Source organism: Nocardia sp. NPDC060220 (genome assembly GCF_042727815.1).
Lineage (GTDB): Bacteria > Actinomycetota > Actinomycetes > Mycobacteriales > Mycobacteriaceae > Nocardia.
In genome coordinates this window covers 1-17,967 of sequence record NZ_JBHWZY010000025.1, presented here as the reverse complement: position 1 = coordinate 17,967, position 17,967 = coordinate 1, and the positions used below count along the sequence as shown (strand labels likewise).

Below are 17,967 nucleotides of genomic sequence, written 5' to 3'. Positions count from 1 at the left end.
CCTGCAACGAGAGTGACAGACGACCACCGAACCTGTCAACCACCGATCGTCGGCGCGCTCGTAGCCGCCTCCGGCCACCCACGCGATCTCCCGGTTCGGCGCGGCGGCCGGGCCGTCGCGACCGCAGCGGGAAATCGGTTGTCCACGTGCGCTTTCCCTTGTGATACTCCGGGTATGCCTGCCTTCGCCGATTTCGACCGACGCCACTACCCCACCGTCGATGTCGCCACCGGCTACGACGGCTGGGCCGACACCTACGAGCGCACCGTGATGGACGAGATGGACTCGGCGCTGCTGGATCGGCTTCGCCGCCCGGATTGGGCGGGAGTGCGCCAGGCGGTCGACCTGGGTTGCGGGACGGGGCGAACCGGCGCGTGGTTGCGCAGCCGCAGTAGCGCCGAGATCGACGGCGTCGATCTGAGCGCGGGCATGCTGGCCCGTGCCCGCGTACGCGGTGTACACCGCACACTCACCAAAGCCGACGTGTGTGCCACCGAATTACCCAGCAGCACTTACGATCTCGTGATCTCCTCACTGATCGACGAACACCTGCCGGACCTGCGCCCGTTCTACACCGAGGCCGCGCGGCTGGCTGTCCCGGGAGCCACGTTCGCCCACGTCAGCTACCACCCACAGTTCATGATGGTCACCGGCATGCCGACGCACTACACCCCGGCTGGGGGCGATCCGATCGCGATCAGCACCCACCTGCACCTGCTGAGCGAGCACATCACCGCGGGCACCGACGCGGGCTGGGTCCTCACCGAAGCGGCCGAGGCCCTGGTGGACGACGCCTGGCTCGCGGCGAAACCCAAGTGGGCCGACCTGCGCGGCCACCCGTTCACCATGGCGCTGGTCTGGACGCTCGACATCGCATAGGCACCGAGCCGCACGCTTCGAGGCACGCCCGACACGAAGGGAATCGCCCATGAGGGGGCGTGGCGGAACTAGCATCCGACGAAGGGAATCGCTGCGCTGAGGGCTCGGCAGATCAATGTGGCGCTGCGGGTGGGGTCCGATGTCAAACCGGTACACAAGGGGTGAACTTTGCCCATGATGGACGCCGTACGATCGAGTGAAGCGAAAATAGTCCACGTAGTTGATCGGAAGAAGACCATGTCACACGCCTTGAGCTCCACTTCGGCGGACGTGAGCGCCGATCTACCCGACGAATTCGTCCACCTGGCCAGATTGGCGCTCGCCGGGCGCGAGCAGGACGTCGCAATGTTCGTGCGCCGCGCCGCGCGCCGCCACCGGCATGCCAGTCCGGAACTGGCCGATGCGCTGATCGCGCTGCTGCGTCAGAATCCCACGCGCGCCAATCCCCTACGCGCGGAAGTGGATACGCCGATTCCGGTCGACGGCGACAGCCGGCTGCCGCTGCTGCGGGTGATCCCGCCCGGTTCCACCGCCGAAGTGCCGATCCTGGCCGCCGAAACCTATGACGTGCTCACCCAGATCGTCGACGAACGCAGGCAGGCCGACCGGCTGGCCGCCGCCGATCTGACTCCGGCCGGCAGCTTGCTGTTCGTCGGTCCGCCCGGTGTCGGCAAGACGATGGCCGCGGCCTGGCTGGCCCACCAACTGTCGCTGCCGCTGGTGGTCCTGGACTTGGCGACCATCATGAGCAGCCTGCTCGGCAAGACCGGCACCAACCTGCGCCATGCCATCGACTACGCCAAGCAGCGGCCGTGCGTTCTGCTGCTCGACGAGCTCGATGCCATCGCCAAGCGTCGCGACGACGATCGCGATGTGGGCGAGTTGAAGCGACTGGTGACGGTGCTGCTCCAGCAGATCGACGACTGGCCGACCGGCGGGGGCCTGGTCATCGGCGCGACCAACCACGCCGATCTGCTGGATCCGGCCGTGTGGCGGCGCTTCGATGTGAGCGTGGAGTTCGCGTTGCCCGAGGCCGAGCAACGCTGCGAGGCGATTCGCCGATTCGCCGGGCAGCCACTGCCCGACGGCGCGGTGGACGCGGTCGCACTGGCGTCGAAGGGCTTGTCGTTCAACGATATCGAGCGCGCGATGTTGCGATTGCGCAGGCGTTGCGTGCTCGAGGACCAGCTACTGCCCGGGCTGATGGCCGAGCATTCCGCGCGACTGGCAGCTGAACTTCCCAAAACGGATCGGTTACGGCTGGCACAGACGCTGACGGGCGTGTCAGGCTTGTCTCAGCGCCAGATCAGCGCGCTGACGGGGGTGTCGCGCGACACCATTCGTGGTTTCACGCATCGACGGGAATAACGTGGCAGCTGGGGGGATTCACCGGTGGCGGGACCGCGATTTCTGATCGGCTTCGGTGAGCGACTCACCGCGCCCATCTCTCCCAGCAGATCGGGCGGCTCGCCGCAGTCCCCGTACACGGTGGCGCAGGCGCGAGCCCGACTCGCGCCGATGCTCAGCGCGGCCACCTCGAGTGCGGACGCGTTGCCGAAGACGGCCTGCCCGGAGGACGAGACGGTCACGGCGGTCACTCTGCATCCGCAGTACCTGTCCAAAAGTGGTTATCCCACAAGACTTCTCACATCGATGCAGTTGGATCCACTGGGCAGCAGGCCGGTGGCGATCGCGCCGGAGCACGGCCGACCACGGGCGAGCACCCTGCTGTTCCTGGCGACGACCCGCGTCAATCTGCAGTTGCTCACCGCGCGGATCAATGCCGACACACCGCTGGGCGGCGCCGAGATCGGAATCGTCAGCCTGGCGGAATTCCGGCTCAACAATGCCGCCGACAGGCTCAGACTCGCAGCGCAACCGCGTAATTCGGAGACCGTCGCCGAATTGGTGCTGCACTCCGATCGCGACATCGCCCTGCAGGGTCTGCTCGACTTCTCCCGCGATCTCGATCTCGACGTGGCCATCGACCGCCGACTCGACAACGGTGGTCTGGCCTTCGTCCCCGTCACCGGAACCCACGCCGCCATCGCCGCGCTCGCCGGCTACTCCTTCACCAGGGTGATCCGCCGCATGCCGCGCATGCGCACCCAGCTCGGACGCGACACCACCACCAGGACAGCGCTGTCGACGTTCCGCCCGGCCTTGCCGACGGCCGAGCCGACCGACCGGGAACTCACCATCGCGGTCTTCGACGGTGGCATCCCCGCACGCACTCCGCTGACCCGCTGGGTCGACGCCCACACCTTCGCCGACAGCGCCGCGCCGCAGCGCACCTATCTCGACCACGGCCACCGCGTCACCTCGGCGCTGCTGTTCGGCAGCGTGGACCCCGTCCAGCCGGTCCCGGTCCCCTACGGCTACATCGACCACTATCAGGTGCTCGACGAGGACACCGACGACGACCAGTGCGAGCTGTACTCGGCCATCGAGCGCATCGATACCGTGCTGCGCCAACGCAAATACGAGTTCGTCAATGTCAGCATCGGGCCCGAACTCCCCATCGAGGACGACGAAGTGCACGCCTGGACCGCGTTCTGGGACGACTACCTCAGCGACGGCACCACGCTGGCCACCATCGCGGTCGGCAACAACGGCGAGGCCGACAAGCCGAGTGGCAATGCGCGCGTGCAGGTTCCGGCCGACAGCGTCAACGCGCTCGCGGTCGGTTCGTCGGATCGGGTGGGAGCGCAATGGAATCGCGCGCCGTACTCCGCGATCGGGCCGGGCCGATCCCCCGGCACCGTGAAGCCCGACCTGCTCGCCTTCGGCGGCAGCGATCACGAACCGTTCCACGTCGTCGAACCGGACGGCACCGCTGTTCCCGACTCCGGCACCAGCTTCGCCGCCCCGATGGCCCTGCGCGCCGCACTGGGCGCCCGCACCCTGTTCGGCCCGAAACTCGGTGCGCTAGACCTGAAGGCCCTGCTCGTGCACACTGCCGAAAGACGCACCAGTTCACCGGATTCCGACTCAGGACACGGCCGTATCGCCGCCACCCTGGCCGACATGGTTCTGTGCGGCGACGGCGAAGCCAGAGTTCTCTATCAGGGTGAGCTCACCCCCGCGAAGTACCTGCGCGCCCGGATTCCGCTCCCCGCAGCGCTTCCCGCCGGGATGGTCCGCATTCGGGCGACCCTGGTCTTCGCTACCCCGGTCGACCCCGCCGACCCGGGCAGCTACACCCGCAGCGGCCTCGATGTCACGTTCCGTCCGCATGACGAGCGGTTCGCCGAACCGACCAGAATCCACCCGGATTCGGCCCCGTTCTTCCGCGCGACCGAACTCGACCCCGAGGCCGTGCTGCGCCGTGACTCCCACAAGTGGGACACCGTCTTGCACGCCGAGCGGAGCAAGCGCGTCAACAGCCTGCGCAACCCGGTCTTCGACATCCACCACACCGCCAGGGAATCGGGCCATCCCACCGTCAACGCACAGCCGATCCGCTACTCGATGGTGATCACCGTGCGTCACGCCAAGGTCGACGACCTGTACGAGCGGGTGCTCAGCGCCTATGTCACCCAGCTCGAAGCGCTCCGCCCGACGATCGAGATCCCACTCGATGTCTGAGTTCCCGGCGGAGATCTTCGTCGACCCGATCGCGGCGCGGCGGCTGAGTTGTCAGAGCGTATACCGGCTGCAGCACCTGGGCGCGCGGCTGTTTCCGTGGCAGGAGGAGACGTTCACCGAGATCCTGCTCGGCCATCTCACCGGGGTCGACTACCGCATCGACGCGCCGTGCCCCGATTGCGTGCCGCCGCGGCGGTGCACGTCGTGGGGGTCGGCGACGCAGGCGACGGGATCGGGTGGCCTCCGGCTGCTGACGCGACCGGAGGAGGGCGGTAACCGGGCCCGTGGCAGGCGCGGAGTCGGTGCGGATTTCATCTACAGCGTGCAGGACCCTTCGGGTGCCAGCGAAGTGCGGTTACTCATCCAGGCCAAGCGGGCCAGACAGGGTGAACCGATCAAATCGGCTGCTCTGCCTTCCGCGCAGCGAGCCGATCTGCAGGACGCCGCAGCGCATTTCGGCGCCACCGCGTACTACCTGTTCTACGCCGAGTCCGAGTCGGCGCACGTCGGTCACCTCACCCGCTGCGCCGAGCACACCAGCCCCTCGGATACCTCGATCGTGATCGTCCCCGCACAGGTCCTCACCCGCGCGTTCGACGAGGACAAGCGGGGTTCGATCGCGGCGGACCTCGTCTTCGCACTCGGCCGCACCCTGCTGTGCCTGGACGGTTGCGCCCCCGCACCGGGCCTGTCGGCGTTCGACCGCGTCCTCGGCTTCGTCCGCGAGGACAATCCCGGCTACCAGCCCGTGGACCCGGCAACGCGACTGCCCGGCACGCCCGCCGTCACCGTCGTCGGCACACGCGCCAAACCGCCCCGGCGGCCGCCGTCACTCCGCGTGACCCGCGCGGGCCACCAGGTCGGCGACGGCGAGATTCTGTGGGTCGACCTGAGCGCCGCCGACCGTTGGGCACAGGCGGGCAGCTCCTCGCACATCACGGAGCCCAGCTGGTACGACGGCGTCGACGCCGACCGATTGCGCGAGCGAACCAGCAAGTACTGGCGACTCGCGCTGCACCGGGCTGTCGCGGTGCGGTACGTCGCAGCCTGGTCCGACGGTGAGGTTCGCGCGGTCTACCGCGTCCTCGACGATTCCCTGGTCATCCACCACGACCACGGCGGCAAGATCTCGTTCGACCTCGCCGATCTCGATCCCACATCGAGCATCCACGCTCAGGTCCGGCGCCGCGCCGAGACCTATCAGTCCGGGCGCTCGCCACGCGCACGCAACGTGGTCGGTTACCCCTGACCGATTGCCCCCGAGTTGCCTGATCACACCCAGTTTCCAACCATCTACGCACCCCATGATGGACACCCAAGATGATTGGGCACCTCCACTATTTGCTAGAGTTCCCTCTCATGTCCACGAACACGAACTCCGTCCGCGGCCTTCCCCGCTACCCGGTGTACGCGCTCGGACGGCTCACCAAGGCGCTGCACGCCGAGATCGGCGTCCCGTTGCGCGATCACTGGGTGCTCACCTTCATCGAGGAAAACGCCGACCTGACGCAGAAGAAGGTGGGCGACGCGCTCGGTATCGACCGCAGTGAAGTCGTCCGCCTGATCGACGCGCTGGAACGCGCCGACCTGGTAGAGCGCACCCGCGACGGCAAGGATCGCCGCAAATACCGGCTGCGGATCACCGAGGCCGGGCGCAAGCAGTGCAAACGCACCGACAAGCTGATCGCCGAGGCCACCGCCCGCGTGCTGAGCGGCCTGGATGAAGACGAACAGCGGACGCTGCACCGGCTGGCGGTCACCGCCCTCGGCGAATTGCCGGAATCACCGTCGTGAACAGCGCCGACGGCACGCCTTTCGCTGCCGTCCGGCAACACCCGCACCGAGTACCGTTGGCATCTGGTGACCATCCTGTTTGCCCTCCGGTAACCCGCTCATGAAACAACAGACACCACCGATGGGGGTCAACCGATGAGAGGTGGACTGAGCACGATGCTCGAGCCACACACTGAGGTACCGGCGGTCCTGCGCGACCCGCTGTTGCGCGCGGATCTCGCCGCGCCGCCGCGCACCCTGGTCGACATCCTGACCAGCACCGCCCTCGCACACCCGGACGCACCGGCCATCGACGACGGCACCGTTGTGCTCAGCTACATGGAACTGATCGCCACGATCGAGGCCAGGATGGCCGAGCTCACCGAGGCGGGCGTGCGACCGGGCGACCGGGTCGGCGTGCGGATGCCCTCGGGCTCCGCCGCGCTGTACGTGACGATTCTGGCCGTGCTCTACTGCGGCGCCGCCTACGTGCCCGTCGACGCCGACGACCCGCAGGAGCGAGCCAGGCTCGTCTTCGGCGAGGCGAGGGTGAGCGCGATCGCCACCGGCGACGGCATCGAGTCGGCCACCACGGCCACCGGCGACCACGACTGGAACACCCTGCCCACCCCCGCCGACGACGCCTGGATCATTTTCACCTCCGGCTCCACCGGCACCCCGAAAGGGGTTGCGGTAACCCATCGCAATGCCGCCGCCTTCGTCGACGCCGAGGCCCGGCTCTTCCTGCGAAAGGCCCCGATCGGCCCCGGCGACCGGGTCCTGGCCGGCCTGTCGGTGGCCTTCGACGCCTCCTGCGAGGAAATGTGGCTGGCCTGGCGCAACGGCGCCTGCCTGGTTCCGGCGCCGCGCGATCTGGTGCGCACCGGCGCCGACCTCGGCCCGTGGCTGATGCGCCGCGAGATCAGCATCGTCTCCACGGTGCCGACGCTGGCCGCGACCTGGCCTGCCCAGGCGCTGGAATCGGTGCGACTGCTGATCTTCGGCGGCGAGGCGGTACCGCCGGAGCTGGCCGAACGGCTGACCGGCGCCGACCGCGAAGTGTGGAACACCTACGGGCCCACCGAGGCGACCGTGGTCGCCTGTGCCGCACTGCTCACCGGCGAGATGCCCGTCCGGATCGGCCTGCCGCTCGACGGCTGGGACCTCACCGTCGTCGACCCGCAAGGCAACCCGGTGGGCGAAGGCGAAACCGGTGAACTCGTGATCGGTGGCGTCGGACTGGCCCGCTACCTCGATCCGGCCAAGGACGCCGAGAAGTACGCGCCGCTGCCCTCCCTCGGGTGGGAACGCGCCTATCGCAGTGGGGATCTGGTCCGCAACGACCGCGAGGGCCTGATCTTCCTCGGCCGCGCCGACGACCAGATCAAGATCGGTGGCCGCCGCATCGAACTCGGCGAGCTCGACAACGCGCTCCAGCATCTGCCGGGTGTCAGCGGCGCGGCCGCCGCGATCCGAACCACCAAGGCCGGCAACAAGATTCTCGTCGGCTACCTCACCGGCGCCGGTCCTGATTTCGATGTGAAGAAGGCCAGAGAGATTCTGGCCGAACAACTTCCGGCTCCGCTGGTGCCGCGACTGGCTGTCGTCGCCGACCTGCCGACCCGCACCTCCGGCAAGGTCGACCGCGACGCACTGCCATGGCCGCTGCCGTCGACCGACGAACCCGAGACGGGACTGTCCGGCACCGCGGCGTGGGTGGCGAACCTGTGGGACGCGATCCTCGGCACCCAGCCCACCGATCTCGACGCGGAATTCTTCGATCTCGGCGGCGGCTCACTGTCGGCGGCGCAGCTCGTCGGCGCGTTGCGTGAGCGGTACCCGCACGTCACCGTCGCCGATCTCTACGACCACCCGCGGCTCGGTTCGCTGGTCGAACTGCTCGACGGCAGCGCACCGGTCGCGGCCGTCGACGTGCGCGTCGTGCAGCCGACGCCGGTGCGCGCCCAGATCGCCCAGGTGCTGGCCACGATCCCGCTGACCACCCTCACGGGGTTGCAGTGGGTCACGTGGCTGACCGTGGTCTCGGGCATCGCGGGCTGGTCGGGTTCGCTGCCGTGGCTGCCACGCCTGTCCTGGTGGTGGATTCTGCTGGCATTCGTGCTGTTCATCTCGCCGATCGGCCGCATGACGATCTGCGTGGCGGGCGCCCGAATTCTGCTCGCCGGACTTCGGCCCGGGTCCTACCCCCGCGGCTCGGCCGTGCACCTACGTCTATGGGCCGCCGTACGCCTGTCCGAGGCCAGTGGCGCCGAAAGCCTGTCCGGCGCACCGCTGATGGTTCCGTTCGCTCGCGCGCTCGGCGCCAAGATCGGCAAGGGCGTCGACCTGCACAGCCTGCCGCCGGTCACCGGCATGCTCGAACTCGGCGACGGCGCCAGCGTCGAACCCGAGGTCGACCTGTCCGGCTACTGGGTCGACGGCGACATCGTGCACATCGGCGGTATCACCATCGGTGACGGCGCGGTGATCGGCGCCCGCTCGATCCTGCTGCCCGGCACCAAGATCGGCAAGAAGGCCGAGATCGCCCCGGGCTCCGCCGTCTCGGGCAAGGTCAAGGGCGAACAGGAATGGGCGGGTTCGCCCGCCACCAAGACCGGGAAGGCACCGCGCCGCTGGCCCGACCACTCCCCGGAACGCGCCAGGCACTGGCTGGTCGTGTTCGGCCTGTCGTCGATGGTGCTGGCCGCGATGCCCGTGTTCGGCCTGGCCGTCGGCGGCACCTTCATCGCCTGGTGGGTCCGCGAGGAGACCACGATCAGCGCCGCCGCCCTGCACGGTTTCGCCATCCTGCCGCTCGCCACGCTGCTCAGTCTCGGCGTGTACGCCGTGGCGACCGTGCTCGCGGTGCGGCTGCTCAGCATCGGTCTGCGCGAGGGCTACCACCCCGTGCGCAGCCGGACCGGCTGGCAGGTGTGGGCCACCGAACGCCTGCTCGATTCCGCCCGCACGTTCCTGTTCCCGCTGTACGCCAGCCTGCTCACCCCCATCTGGCTGCGCCTGCTCGGCGCGAAGATCGGCAAGAACGTCGAAGCGTCGACCGTGCTGATGCTGCCCAAGTTCACCGTGATCTCCGACGGCGCGTTCCTGGCCGACGACACCATGATCGGTAGCTACGAGCTCGGTGGCGGCTGGCTGCGCATCGGCGAATCCAAGGTAGGCAAGCGCGCCTTCCTCGGCAATTCGGGGATGACCGCGCCCGGTCGGCGCGTGCCCAAGAACGGTCTGGTCGCGGTGCTCTCGGCCGCGCCGAACAAGGCCAAGGCAGGCTCGTCCTGGCTGGGCAGCCCGCCGGTGCGGCTTCGTCGCGCGACCGAATCCAGCGACACCTCGCGCACGTTCGATCCGCCACTGCGGCTCAAGCTGGCCCGTGCCTTCGTGGAGACCTGCCGGTTGATCCCGGTGATGGTGACCTTCGCTATCGGTCTCAGCGTGCTGCTCGTGCTCGCGTTGATCGCTCAGCACACCGATTACCTTGTCGCGGCTCTTGTCTCAGGTCTGGTACTGATGGCCGCGGGCGCTGTCGCCGGTGCCATCGCGGTGGCCGCCAAGTGGTTGATCGTCGGGCGGATTCGCGCGGTGGAGTACCCGCTGTGGAGCTCGTTCGTGTGGCGCAACGAGGTCTCCGACGCCTTCGTCGAGACCGTCGCGGCGCCGTGGTTCGCGCGGGCCGCCACGGGTACTCCCGTCATGAATCTGTGGCTTCGCGGACTCGGTGCCAAGATCGGCCGCGGGGTATGGTGCGAGTCCTACTGGCTACCGGAGGCGGACCTGGTGACACTCGGTGACGGCGCGACCGTGGAGCGCGGCTGCGTGGTGCAGACACACCTGTTCCACGACCGCATCATGTCCATGGACACCGTGACACTCGACGCGGGCGCCACCCTCGGCCCGCACTGCGTCGCCCTGCCCGCCGCCCACATCGGGGCGGGCGCCACCATCGGCCCGGCGTCGCTCGTCATGCGCGGCGACGTGGTTCCGCCGTCGACTCGCTGGTGGGGCAATCCCATCGCGCACTGGACCGATCCCGCCTCGACGCGGGAGTCGAGGCAGCGCGGAGCCGCCTGATGCGGAGCAAGTTCTACGAGGACCCCATCGACGCGTACCTGCCGCAGAACGGCAATCGCGGCTACCGCGTGTCCCGCTACGAGCTGGAACTGAGCTACCGACCGGCCAGCAACCGGCTCGCCGGGCGTGCGGTGATCATCGCGGTCACCACTGCGGTGCGGCCGTGGTTCACCCTCGACATGTCGCAGGCATTGATGGTGTCGAAGGTTCTCGTCAACGGATCGAAGGCGGTGAAATTCGTCCATCAGCAGGGCAAACTCGCGCTCACGCCGCAGCAGAAGATCCCCGCCGGTGGCGTTCTCGAGATCACCGTCCACTACTCGGGCACCCCCAAGCCGGTGCGCGGCCCGTGGGGCGAGGTCGGCTGGGAAGAACTCACCGAGGGCGCGCTGGTGGCGAGCCAGCCCAACGGCGCCGCGTCGTGGTTCCCGTGCGACGACCACCCGAGTTCCAAAGCCTCCTACCGGATTTCGATCACCACCGACAGCCCGTTCTACGCGATGGCCAACGGCACCCTGGTCGGTAAGCAGGCCAAGGCCAGCCAGACCACCTGGGTGTACGAGATGGCCGAGCCGATGGCGAGCTATCTGGCGACGATCCAGATCGGCAACTACCGCAAGTACCGGGTCGGCGCCGTGGGTGAACCGGTACCGATGCACGCGGTCATCCCGCCGCGGTTGCGGGCGCACTTCGAACACGACTTCGCGCGTCAGCCCGAGATGATGGCCTTGTTCACCGAGCGGTTCGGGCCGTACCCGTTCGACGACTACTCCGTGGTCGTCACCGACGACGAGCTCGACATCCCGATCGAGGCGCAGGGCATTTCGATCTTCGGTGCCAACCATTGCGATGGCAAGCGCGGCGCGGAACGTCTTGTCGCACACGAACTCGCGCATCAATGGTTCGGCAACAGCCTCACGCTGAAGCGGTGGCAGGACATCTGGCTGCACGAAGGTTTCGCCTGTTACGCGGAATGGATCTGGTCCGAAGCGTCCGGTGGACCGACCGCCGATCAGCTGGCGCGGGCGGCGCGCGCGAACCTGGCGCGTCAGCCGCAGGACATCATCGTCGGCGATCCCGGACCCAAGGACATGTTCGACGACCGGGTCTACAAGCGCGGGGCGCTCACCCTGCACGCGCTGCGGCTGGAACTACGCGACCATCTGTTCTTCGAGCTGATTCGCGAATGGACCGCGCGCTTCCTGCATTCCTCTATTACTACGGAGGAGTTCGTCGACCTGGCCGGTCATTACAGCGTGGCGCCGTTGCGTGGGTTGTTCGCGATCTGGCTCGGGACCAAGCCGCTGCCGCAACTACCGCCGCTGGGCGGGCAGGCGCATCAGAACACCAGATAGCGCTGGGCCAATTCCTCGATGAACGGATCGTCGGCCTGCACCATCTCCAGCGCCTCGAGATCGTCGGCGACCGAGATGGTCCTGGCGTCGTCCTGCTCGGGGTCGGGTCCGTCCTGGGCGAGCTGACGCTGCAACTTCCGCCGGACTCTGTCTTTCAGTGAATCGCCCATATCTCCAGGGTGCCCGGTAATCAGCTCGCGAACCAGCGTCAGACGGGGGTGAGCCACGTTCCCCATGGCGTGTTGCGGAGCACGGTATAGAGGACGAGCAGGCCGAAGAAAGACCACACGGTCACCGCGCTGAGCCCGGGCACGCGCCACCGTTGTCCGCGACGAGCGCGCAGGATCCAGTCGATGAGGAAGACCGCGAAGGCCACGGTCAGCGGCAGAGCCAGCAGATTGCTGTGCAGCGAGTCGACGATGTTGCCGTCGGTGAGGTTGTGCATCGCGCGCATGCCGCCGCACCCGGGGCAGTACACCCCGAACAGCGCGTACACCGGGCACAGCCCGTAGGAACCCTCGACGTGCGGGTCACGGAAATGCAGCAGGGCCAGCGTGCCGACGCCGAGACCGGCGGCGAGCAGGGGTGGCGTCATCCGCTGCCAGGTCGAGCGCGCGGTACCCCGGTTCGGGTCCGCGCCGGAAAACTCGGCCGTGACGTGCGTTTTGTCCACTCCAATACGGTAGCGGCGGCCGTCCGCCGCCGCCAGCGCGACCGATGCCCGATCGTGCCCATCCGGTGTAATTTTTCGCTGATTTCAGGCGATTTCACAATGCCGACACGCTCGGTGACCCAGTTCACAACAAGTGGGACACTGTGACCCGCTAACACTAGCTAGCACCCTGGCTTGCACTGTACGGTGGCCTACGACACAAAGGAGTGCCGACAATGCTTGCGAAGTCGATGATGACGCTCGCGGCAGCGCGATCCATGGTCTCTCACCTCGAGACCGGCGCACTGACCGCACAGTTCCGTGCCGGGCTGCGTACCCGCAGTTTCGCCACCGCGAAATTCAACGCCCCCACCGTCGAGCACCGGGTCGTCCCGGTGACCACCGCGGACGGCGCGCAGCTCCGGGTCCATGTCTACGGTCCCGATACCGCCCCCACCCTGGTCCTCATCCATGGCTGGGCCTGCAGTATCGAATACTGGAACCCGCAGATCACCGCCTTCGCCGGCGAGTACCGCGTGGTCAGCTACGACCAGCGCGGCCACGGCGCCTCCACCCTCGGCACCGCCGCCCCCAGCGAACACACCCTGGCCGACGACCTGTCCGCCGTCCTCGACGCAACGCTGCGCGAAGACGAGAAAGCGGTCCTGGCCGGGCACAGCATGGGCGGGCTCACCATTCAGGCCTGGGCCAAGCATCACCCCGAACAGGTCTCCCGACGCGCGTCCGCCGTGCTGCTCGCCAACACCGCCAATGCCGCGATCCGCTGGGAAACCGACATGCTGCCGCTGCTGAACAAGCAGCTCACCGTCGCGCAATACCCGGTCACGCTGCTCGGCGCACCGGTACGGATGCCGCAGCCGGTCAGCGAGTCGCTGCTGTTCGCGCCGCTGCCGATCCCCGGCGGCTGGCTCACCCAGCAGGTTCTGCGCAGTCGCATTCTCACCCCCGAGGCCACTGCCGACGAGGTCGACTTCGCGATGGGCATCATCCGCTCCTGTCGTCCGATCGCGCGCGGGCGCCACGCTGCCGCGATGGCCGACATGGATCTGTCGGCGGGCACCGCCAACCTCACCGTCCCGACCACGGTGATCGCCGGCGCCAGGGACCGGCTGCTGCCGCAGCGCCTGTCACGCCCGATCGTCGACACCCTGCGCCGCACCGGCCACCTGGCCGATTTCCACGTGCTGCCGCACGGCCACCTCAGCAATGTCGAAGACACCGACGCCTTCGACGCCGTTCTGCACCAGATCCTGCGCAGCTCCATGAACTCTCGGGCCACCCGCCGCAACGTCGCTGCCCGCTGACCCGAGCCAGTTCTCCTGAGACCGATCAACGGCGATCGGCTCAGGAGTAACCGCGAAGAAGGCCCCCGACCTCGTCGGGGGCCTTTCTCGTAGGTTCAAGGGAGCAGCAGACCCCAGTACAGTGCCCAGAGCACGAAACCTGTTCCACCGCAGACCAAGAGGACCCATCGGGTCCGCGCTCCGGCGCTCGCACCGGCGAGGGTGTGACGGGCGCGGGCGAGCACGAAACCGAGCGCGACCACCGCGCCGAAGGCGATCAGCTGCAATGCCAGCCAGGGCAGGGTTCGGCCGAACAGCAAGGGGCCGAACGAGGTTGCGCGGGTGGTGAGGATGTAGCCGAGCTGGACGATCGTGCCGAGGATGCCGATCACCGTCGTACACAACAGCACTCGCGCCGGCAGCCGATCGGGCAGTCGCCAGGAGCGGACCTTTCCGGTGCACGCGTAGCCGCCCAGCGCCAGGATCGTGCCGAACAGCAAGGTCAGCTGCACCGCGGTCGATTCCCACCATGCGGTGGGAGTCAGCGCCCGCACCGAATGCCCCTGTGCCGCAGGTTGATCCGTTGTCGGCGGTGTCGCGGAGCCGGGAAGCCCGTTGACCCAATCACCCATGAGCTCGCCATATCCCGGCGCCAAACCGGAAAGTTTGTCGAAGCCATCGGTGGTCGGTTGTCCGGCGTGCTGGGCGTTCGGGAGGGTGCGCAGCGTGTAGTTCGTCTTTCCGGCATGCTCGAAGGCGGTCTGGAAGCCGCGCAGACTGTCACCGGGTGGAGTCAGACGGTCCAGATCACCCCAGATCGCCAGGACCGGCTGGGTGATCCGCTCCAGCACCGGGATCGGGTCGTAGTCGGCTTGGGCGAACTGACCGGCCGCGACCAGCTGACGAATACCGTTGCGGGCCAGCACATCGACCATCGAACCGCGCACGCCCGCCGCACCGAACCGCGTCTCGTTCGCCCAGTTCTGTTGCGCGGCGGGTGCGGCCGAATTCGCGCCGATCGTGATCAAGAACGCCGCGTCGCCGGATCGCGACGCGGCGAGGGGCGCGACCCATCCGCCCTCCGACAGGCCCCACAGACCCACTCGCGCCGGGTCCACCTCGGGCCGATTCCGCAGTGCGGCAACGCCTGCCAGCGCGTCGTCGGCCAGGAGGGAGTAGTCACGGTGCGACGGCGTGTAATCCTCGGTGCGCTTGTCGTAGCGCAACGCGACGATGCCAGCGCGGGCGAACGCCTCGGCGACATGGTCGTAGTGCTCGCCGCTGCCGTCGCCCGATCCGTGGACGAGCACGACGCCCGGCCTGCCGGACGCGCCCGCCGGAGCATGCACGGTGCCCGCGGTGGTCGTGCCGTCCGAGCGGGTGACGGTGATGTCGACGGTGATGGTGTTCTGCGCGTGCGCCGCCGGAAATCCGGCGACGACGGTGATCATAAAGGTGAGCAGGATGATTCGTCGGAAAAACGAGAGCACGCCAAGTCCTAGTTTGCGGTGTTCGTACGAGGTGCGGGGAAGGCGAGGAAGCGCGTCAGCACACGGCGGGCGCCCGGGCGATCCTGCGGGTGCGACTGCTGAAAACGCTTGAGCAGCGTCATGTAGTCCTCGAAGAATTCCTCGAGTTCGGTCGGCGTCGCGTAGATCGCGCCACGCGAGAAGGGCATCATGTCGGCCCACTCGCCCAGCTCGGCACGCTCGGCCTGGAAGCGCTGGAACATCTCGATGTCTTCGGCGATGTGCTGCGCGACAAGACCTTCCATCAACTCGCGGAGCTCCGGTGACTGCTCGCGATCCATCCGGTAGCGCAGGTCCTTCGGCGGCGAACGCCACCACCGCTCCTTGCCCTTGGCCAGTTCGGGCGCCTCTTCGATGAAGCCGTGTTCGGCGAGTTGGCGCAGGTGGTAACTGGTCGCGCCGGTGTTCTCGCCCAGCCGAGCGCCCAATGCTGTCGCGGTGGCCGGTCCGTTCTCGGCGAGCGCGCGCAGGATGCGCTGACGCAGGGGATGCGCGAGCGCGCGCAGCGCTGCGGGATCGGTGATCTCTCGGGGCGGTACCTCGTCGGCCATAGTTACAACGTACTCTTTGCACAAATATCTGTGCAAAGAAATTTATGCAACATGGGGTCCGGCCCATGGCACTATCGACAGCACGCTCGTCTCTGGAGACGGAGGGTCCGTGTACGTCTACACCAATCTGTCCGCCGCACTGCGCGACGAGACCTCACCGCTGCGCGAATACCTGCGCGAACGGTTTCCCCACACCAGGGGCGTGCAGGCCGAGTACCGGCGCGGAGCCGGACCACTACTCGTCGACACCGGCGGCGCGAACCCGGCCACCCTCGGCGCCGCGTTCGACTTCGAGATCAGGTTCCTGCTGGTCCCCGAACACGCGCCGGTTCTGCCGCTACTCGGATTCTTCGGCCATCCGCGAGAGTCGGCCGTCATCGAGTCGGTGATCGAGACCGCTCAGGCCGCGGTCGCCCCGACCGCCACCGACGTCGACCGACTCAGCCGAGCCTGCTGGGCCCTTGCCCTGTGCACCGACGTCTACCGGCGCGGCCTGCTGCGCGAGTTAGCACTGGACAACTTGCTCGAAACCGACCGCTTCACCCCCGAGCACCTCCTGGCCCTCGCGCCCCCCGACGCCATCCGCCAACTCTGGGAACTCCGCGGCCTCGCCGAAGAACACCTCCTCCCCCACCTGCACCCCCCGACCTTCCCCGGCCCCACCTTCGATGCCTCGGTCCTGTGCAACGCCGACGCCGACCTCATCAGCGCAGGCCTGCTCCTCGACCTCAAAACCCACCTCGGCCCGAAGAACCAGCGCACCGGCATCCGCGCCGACTCCCTGACCTCCCACGACCTCTACCAGGTCATCGCCTACGTCCTCTTCGACCACACCGACACCTACGCCCTCACCCACCTCGGCCTCTACTCAGCCCGCTACGCCCACCTGGCCACCTGGCCCCTCCCCGACCTCCTCACCACCCTCGCAGGCGCCCCGATCGACATCACCCACGAACGCCGAACAGTCTGGAACCTCCTCGGCGGCCACTAGATACAGCAAAAGACCCTCCCCGGTTTCCCGGAAAGGGTCTGATGACCTCGGAGCCGCCTGGGGGAATCGAACCCCCGACCTTTTCATTACGAGTGAAGCGCTCTACCGACTGAGCTAAGGCGGCGTGCCATTTCGGCGACGCGAGTCTATCGCGGGAAGGGGTAGAACGCGAAAACGGGTGGTCAGGTGGTGCGGGCGGTGATGAGGGTGGCGGTCATGGCGGCGATGGCGAAGCGAGGTTTCACGTTGAGGTCGAGGGCTTCGCGGCAAGCCAGGACGGCGTCGATGCTGCGGAGCAGGCCTTCGGGGCGGACGTTGGTGGCGAGGTCGGTGATCTCGTCGGCCATGTCGGGGTGGGTGAGGGTGATGGGGGCGCCGCGGCCGGCGAATCGCATGGCCAGGGCGTCGCGGTACATGCCGGCGATGTCGATGAGGGCGCGATCGAGTGCGTCGCGGCCGGTGCGGGTGGCGCGGGACTTCTGGCGGCGTTCGAGGTCTTTGAGAACGCCCGCCGAACCGCGGGTGGCGGACGCCGAGCCCTTGCCGGTGCCGCCCGCGCCGAGAGCGGTGGCGAGTTCGTCGCGTTCGCGGTCGTCGCGATCGGCGCTCATCAGTTTGGCTTCGTCGTCGGCTGACTTCACCAGTTCGTCGGCGGCGGCGTAGGCGGCGCCGGGGCGCTCGGTCGCGGTGACCAGAGCGAGGGCACGCTTGCGTCGCTGGCGAGAGTCCTCGTCGGTGGCGAGGCGGCGGGCTCGACCGACATGGCCGCCGCTGATCGAAGCAGCCCAGTCGGCGGTCTTCGCGTCGAGTCGGTCGCGCTCGCGAAGGACCTGGGCGATCGCGGGAACGGTCGGTGTCACGAGGTGAACGTGCCTGCACCGCGAGCGCAGGGTGACGGAGATGTCCTCGGGGTCGACGGTGGGAGCACACAGCAGGAAGACAGTGCGGTCCGGCGGTTCCTCGACCACCTTGAGCAGCGCGTTGGCGGCCCCCTCGGTGAGGCGGTCGGCATCTTCGACGACCACGACCTGCCAGCGACCGGTGCTCGGGCGGCGTGCCGCGATCTGCACGATGGCCCGCATCTCCTTGGTGCTGATGCTCAGTCCCTCGGGGATGATGCGCCGCACGTCACCGTGGGTACCGGCCATCGTGGTGGTGCAGGCATGGATCCCCGGCACGATGTAGTGCTTGCCGTAGTGGCCGATGTGGTGCACCTTCGACGGATCGGTGTAGATGCCGCGTTCGGCATCGCGCACTAC

Annotated in this window: 14 protein-coding genes and 1 tRNA gene; 9 read left to right on the top strand and 6 right to left on the bottom strand. The window is 68.0% G+C overall.

Annotation, left to right across the window (positions count from 1 at the left end):
- Nucleotides 1-174: 174 nt before the first annotated feature.
- The 7 genes from ACFWF3_RS02555 to ACFWF3_RS02525 all read left to right on the top strand — a co-directional run bounded on the left by ACFWF3_RS02555 (nucleotide 175) and on the right by ACFWF3_RS02525 (nucleotide 11,681).
- Nucleotides 175-879: a class I SAM-dependent DNA methyltransferase gene (locus tag ACFWF3_RS02555; RefSeq protein WP_379312167.1), complete on the top strand. Its 705-nt coding sequence runs from the start codon at nucleotides 175-177 to the stop codon at nucleotides 877-879.
- 249 nt (nucleotides 880-1,128) lie between these two features.
- Nucleotides 1,129-2,247, top strand: a complete 1,119-nt coding sequence (locus ACFWF3_RS02550; RefSeq protein WP_379312166.1) for an AAA family ATPase — start codon at nucleotides 1,129-1,131, stop codon at nucleotides 2,245-2,247.
- A gap of 24 nt (nucleotides 2,248-2,271) precedes the next feature.
- Nucleotides 2,272-4,467, top strand: coding sequence for a S8 family peptidase (locus ACFWF3_RS02545; RefSeq protein ID WP_379312165.1), 2,196 nt, complete (start codon nucleotides 2,272-2,274; stop codon nucleotides 4,465-4,467).
- Nucleotides 4,460-5,716, top strand: coding sequence for a hypothetical protein (locus ACFWF3_RS02540; protein ID WP_379312164.1), 1,257 nt, complete (start codon nucleotides 4,460-4,462; stop codon nucleotides 5,714-5,716). The genes ACFWF3_RS02545 and ACFWF3_RS02540 overlap by 8 nt, the downstream gene beginning before the upstream one ends.
- A 110-nt stretch (nucleotides 5,717-5,826) precedes the next feature.
- The gene (locus ACFWF3_RS02535) at nucleotides 5,827-6,261 is read left to right on the top strand and encodes a MarR family winged helix-turn-helix transcriptional regulator (protein WP_378996442.1); all 435 of its coding nucleotides are present in this window, start codon (nucleotides 5,827-5,829) and stop codon (nucleotides 6,259-6,261) included.
- 156 nt (nucleotides 6,262-6,417) lie between these two features.
- Nucleotides 6,418-10,326 (top strand): Pls/PosA family non-ribosomal peptide synthetase, encoded by a 3,909-nt coding sequence (locus tag ACFWF3_RS02530; RefSeq protein WP_379312163.1) that lies wholly within the window; start codon nucleotides 6,418-6,420, stop codon nucleotides 10,324-10,326.
- Complete coding sequence (locus tag ACFWF3_RS02525; protein WP_379312162.1) at nucleotides 10,326-11,681, top strand: M1 family metallopeptidase; 1,356 nt, start codon at nucleotides 10,326-10,328, stop codon at nucleotides 11,679-11,681. Before ACFWF3_RS02530 ends, ACFWF3_RS02525 begins: the two co-directional genes overlap by 1 nt.
- Here the strand turns inward: ACFWF3_RS02525 and ACFWF3_RS02520 are convergent.
- Nucleotides 11,666-11,851 (bottom strand): hypothetical protein, encoded by a 186-nt coding sequence (locus ACFWF3_RS02520; protein ID WP_379312161.1) that lies wholly within the window; start codon nucleotides 11,849-11,851, stop codon nucleotides 11,666-11,668. The two genes, ACFWF3_RS02525 and ACFWF3_RS02520, sit on opposite strands and share 16 nt — an antisense overlap.
- 38 nt (nucleotides 11,852-11,889) lie before the next feature.
- Nucleotides 11,890-12,354, bottom strand: a complete 465-nt coding sequence (locus tag ACFWF3_RS02515) for a DUF2752 domain-containing protein (RefSeq protein ID WP_379312160.1) — start codon at nucleotides 12,352-12,354, stop codon at nucleotides 11,890-11,892.
- A gap of 215 nt (nucleotides 12,355-12,569) precedes the next feature.
- Between ACFWF3_RS02515 and ACFWF3_RS02510 the strand changes: the two genes are divergently transcribed.
- Nucleotides 12,570-13,658: an alpha/beta fold hydrolase gene (locus ACFWF3_RS02510; RefSeq protein WP_378996431.1), complete on the top strand. Its 1,089-nt coding sequence runs from the start codon at nucleotides 12,570-12,572 to the stop codon at nucleotides 13,656-13,658.
- Nucleotides 13,659-13,753: 95 nt separating this feature from the next.
- On the opposite strand, the gene ACFWF3_RS02505 is transcribed toward ACFWF3_RS02510, so the two are convergent.
- Together ACFWF3_RS02505 and ACFWF3_RS02500 are read right to left on the bottom strand one after the other, a co-directional pair.
- A complete protein-coding gene (locus tag ACFWF3_RS02505) occupies nucleotides 13,754-15,127 on the bottom strand; it encodes an alpha/beta hydrolase family protein (protein WP_379312159.1) in 1,374 nt (457 codons plus the stop codon).
- Nucleotides 15,128-15,135: 8 nt separating this feature from the next.
- Nucleotides 15,136-15,717 (bottom strand): ArsR/SmtB family transcription factor, encoded by a 582-nt coding sequence (locus ACFWF3_RS02500; RefSeq protein WP_379312158.1) that lies wholly within the window; start codon nucleotides 15,715-15,717, stop codon nucleotides 15,136-15,138.
- A 109-nt stretch (nucleotides 15,718-15,826) separates the two neighbouring features.
- Between ACFWF3_RS02500 and ACFWF3_RS02495 the strand changes: the two genes are divergently transcribed.
- On the top strand, nucleotides 15,827-16,708 hold the full coding sequence (locus ACFWF3_RS02495; protein WP_379312157.1) for a hypothetical protein: 882 nt from the start codon (nucleotides 15,827-15,829) through the stop codon (nucleotides 16,706-16,708).
- Nucleotides 16,709-16,759: 51 nt separating this feature from the next.
- On the opposite strand, the gene ACFWF3_RS02490 is transcribed toward ACFWF3_RS02495, so the two are convergent.
- A tRNA-Thr gene (locus ACFWF3_RS02490) sits at nucleotides 16,760-16,832 on the bottom strand.
- 58 nt (nucleotides 16,833-16,890) lie between these two features.
- Nucleotides 16,891-17,967: DNA polymerase III subunit delta' (locus tag ACFWF3_RS02485; RefSeq protein ID WP_379312156.1), on the bottom strand; the 1,077-nt coding region annotated here is incomplete at its 5' end.

What these genes read in the sequence shown, in the direction of transcription:
- ACFWF3_RS02555 (WP_379312167.1), top strand. Translation starts at nt 175, where the DNA reads ATGCCTGCCTTCGCCGATTTCGACCGACGCCACTACCCCACCGTCGAT.
- ACFWF3_RS02525 (WP_379312162.1), top strand. Translation starts at nt 10,326, where the DNA reads ATGCGGAGCAAGTTCTACGAGGACCCCATCGACGCGTACCTGCCGCAG.
- ACFWF3_RS02520 (WP_379312161.1), bottom strand. Translation starts at nt 11,851, where the DNA reads ATGGGCGATTCACTGAAAGACAGAGTCCGGCGGAAGTTGCAGCGTCAG.
- ACFWF3_RS02535 (WP_378996442.1), top strand. Translation starts at nt 5,827, where the DNA reads ATGTCCACGAACACGAACTCCGTCCGCGGCCTTCCCCGCTACCCGGTG.
- ACFWF3_RS02540 (WP_379312164.1), top strand. Translation starts at nt 4,460, where the DNA reads ATGTCTGAGTTCCCGGCGGAGATCTTCGTCGACCCGATCGCGGCGCGG.
- ACFWF3_RS02510 (WP_378996431.1), top strand. Translation starts at nt 12,570, where the DNA reads ATGCTTGCGAAGTCGATGATGACGCTCGCGGCAGCGCGATCCATGGTC.
- ACFWF3_RS02500 (WP_379312158.1), bottom strand. Translation starts at nt 15,717, where the DNA reads ATGGCCGACGAGGTACCGCCCCGAGAGATCACCGATCCCGCAGCGCTG.
- ACFWF3_RS02530 (WP_379312163.1), top strand. Translation starts at nt 6,418, where the DNA reads ATGCTCGAGCCACACACTGAGGTACCGGCGGTCCTGCGCGACCCGCTG.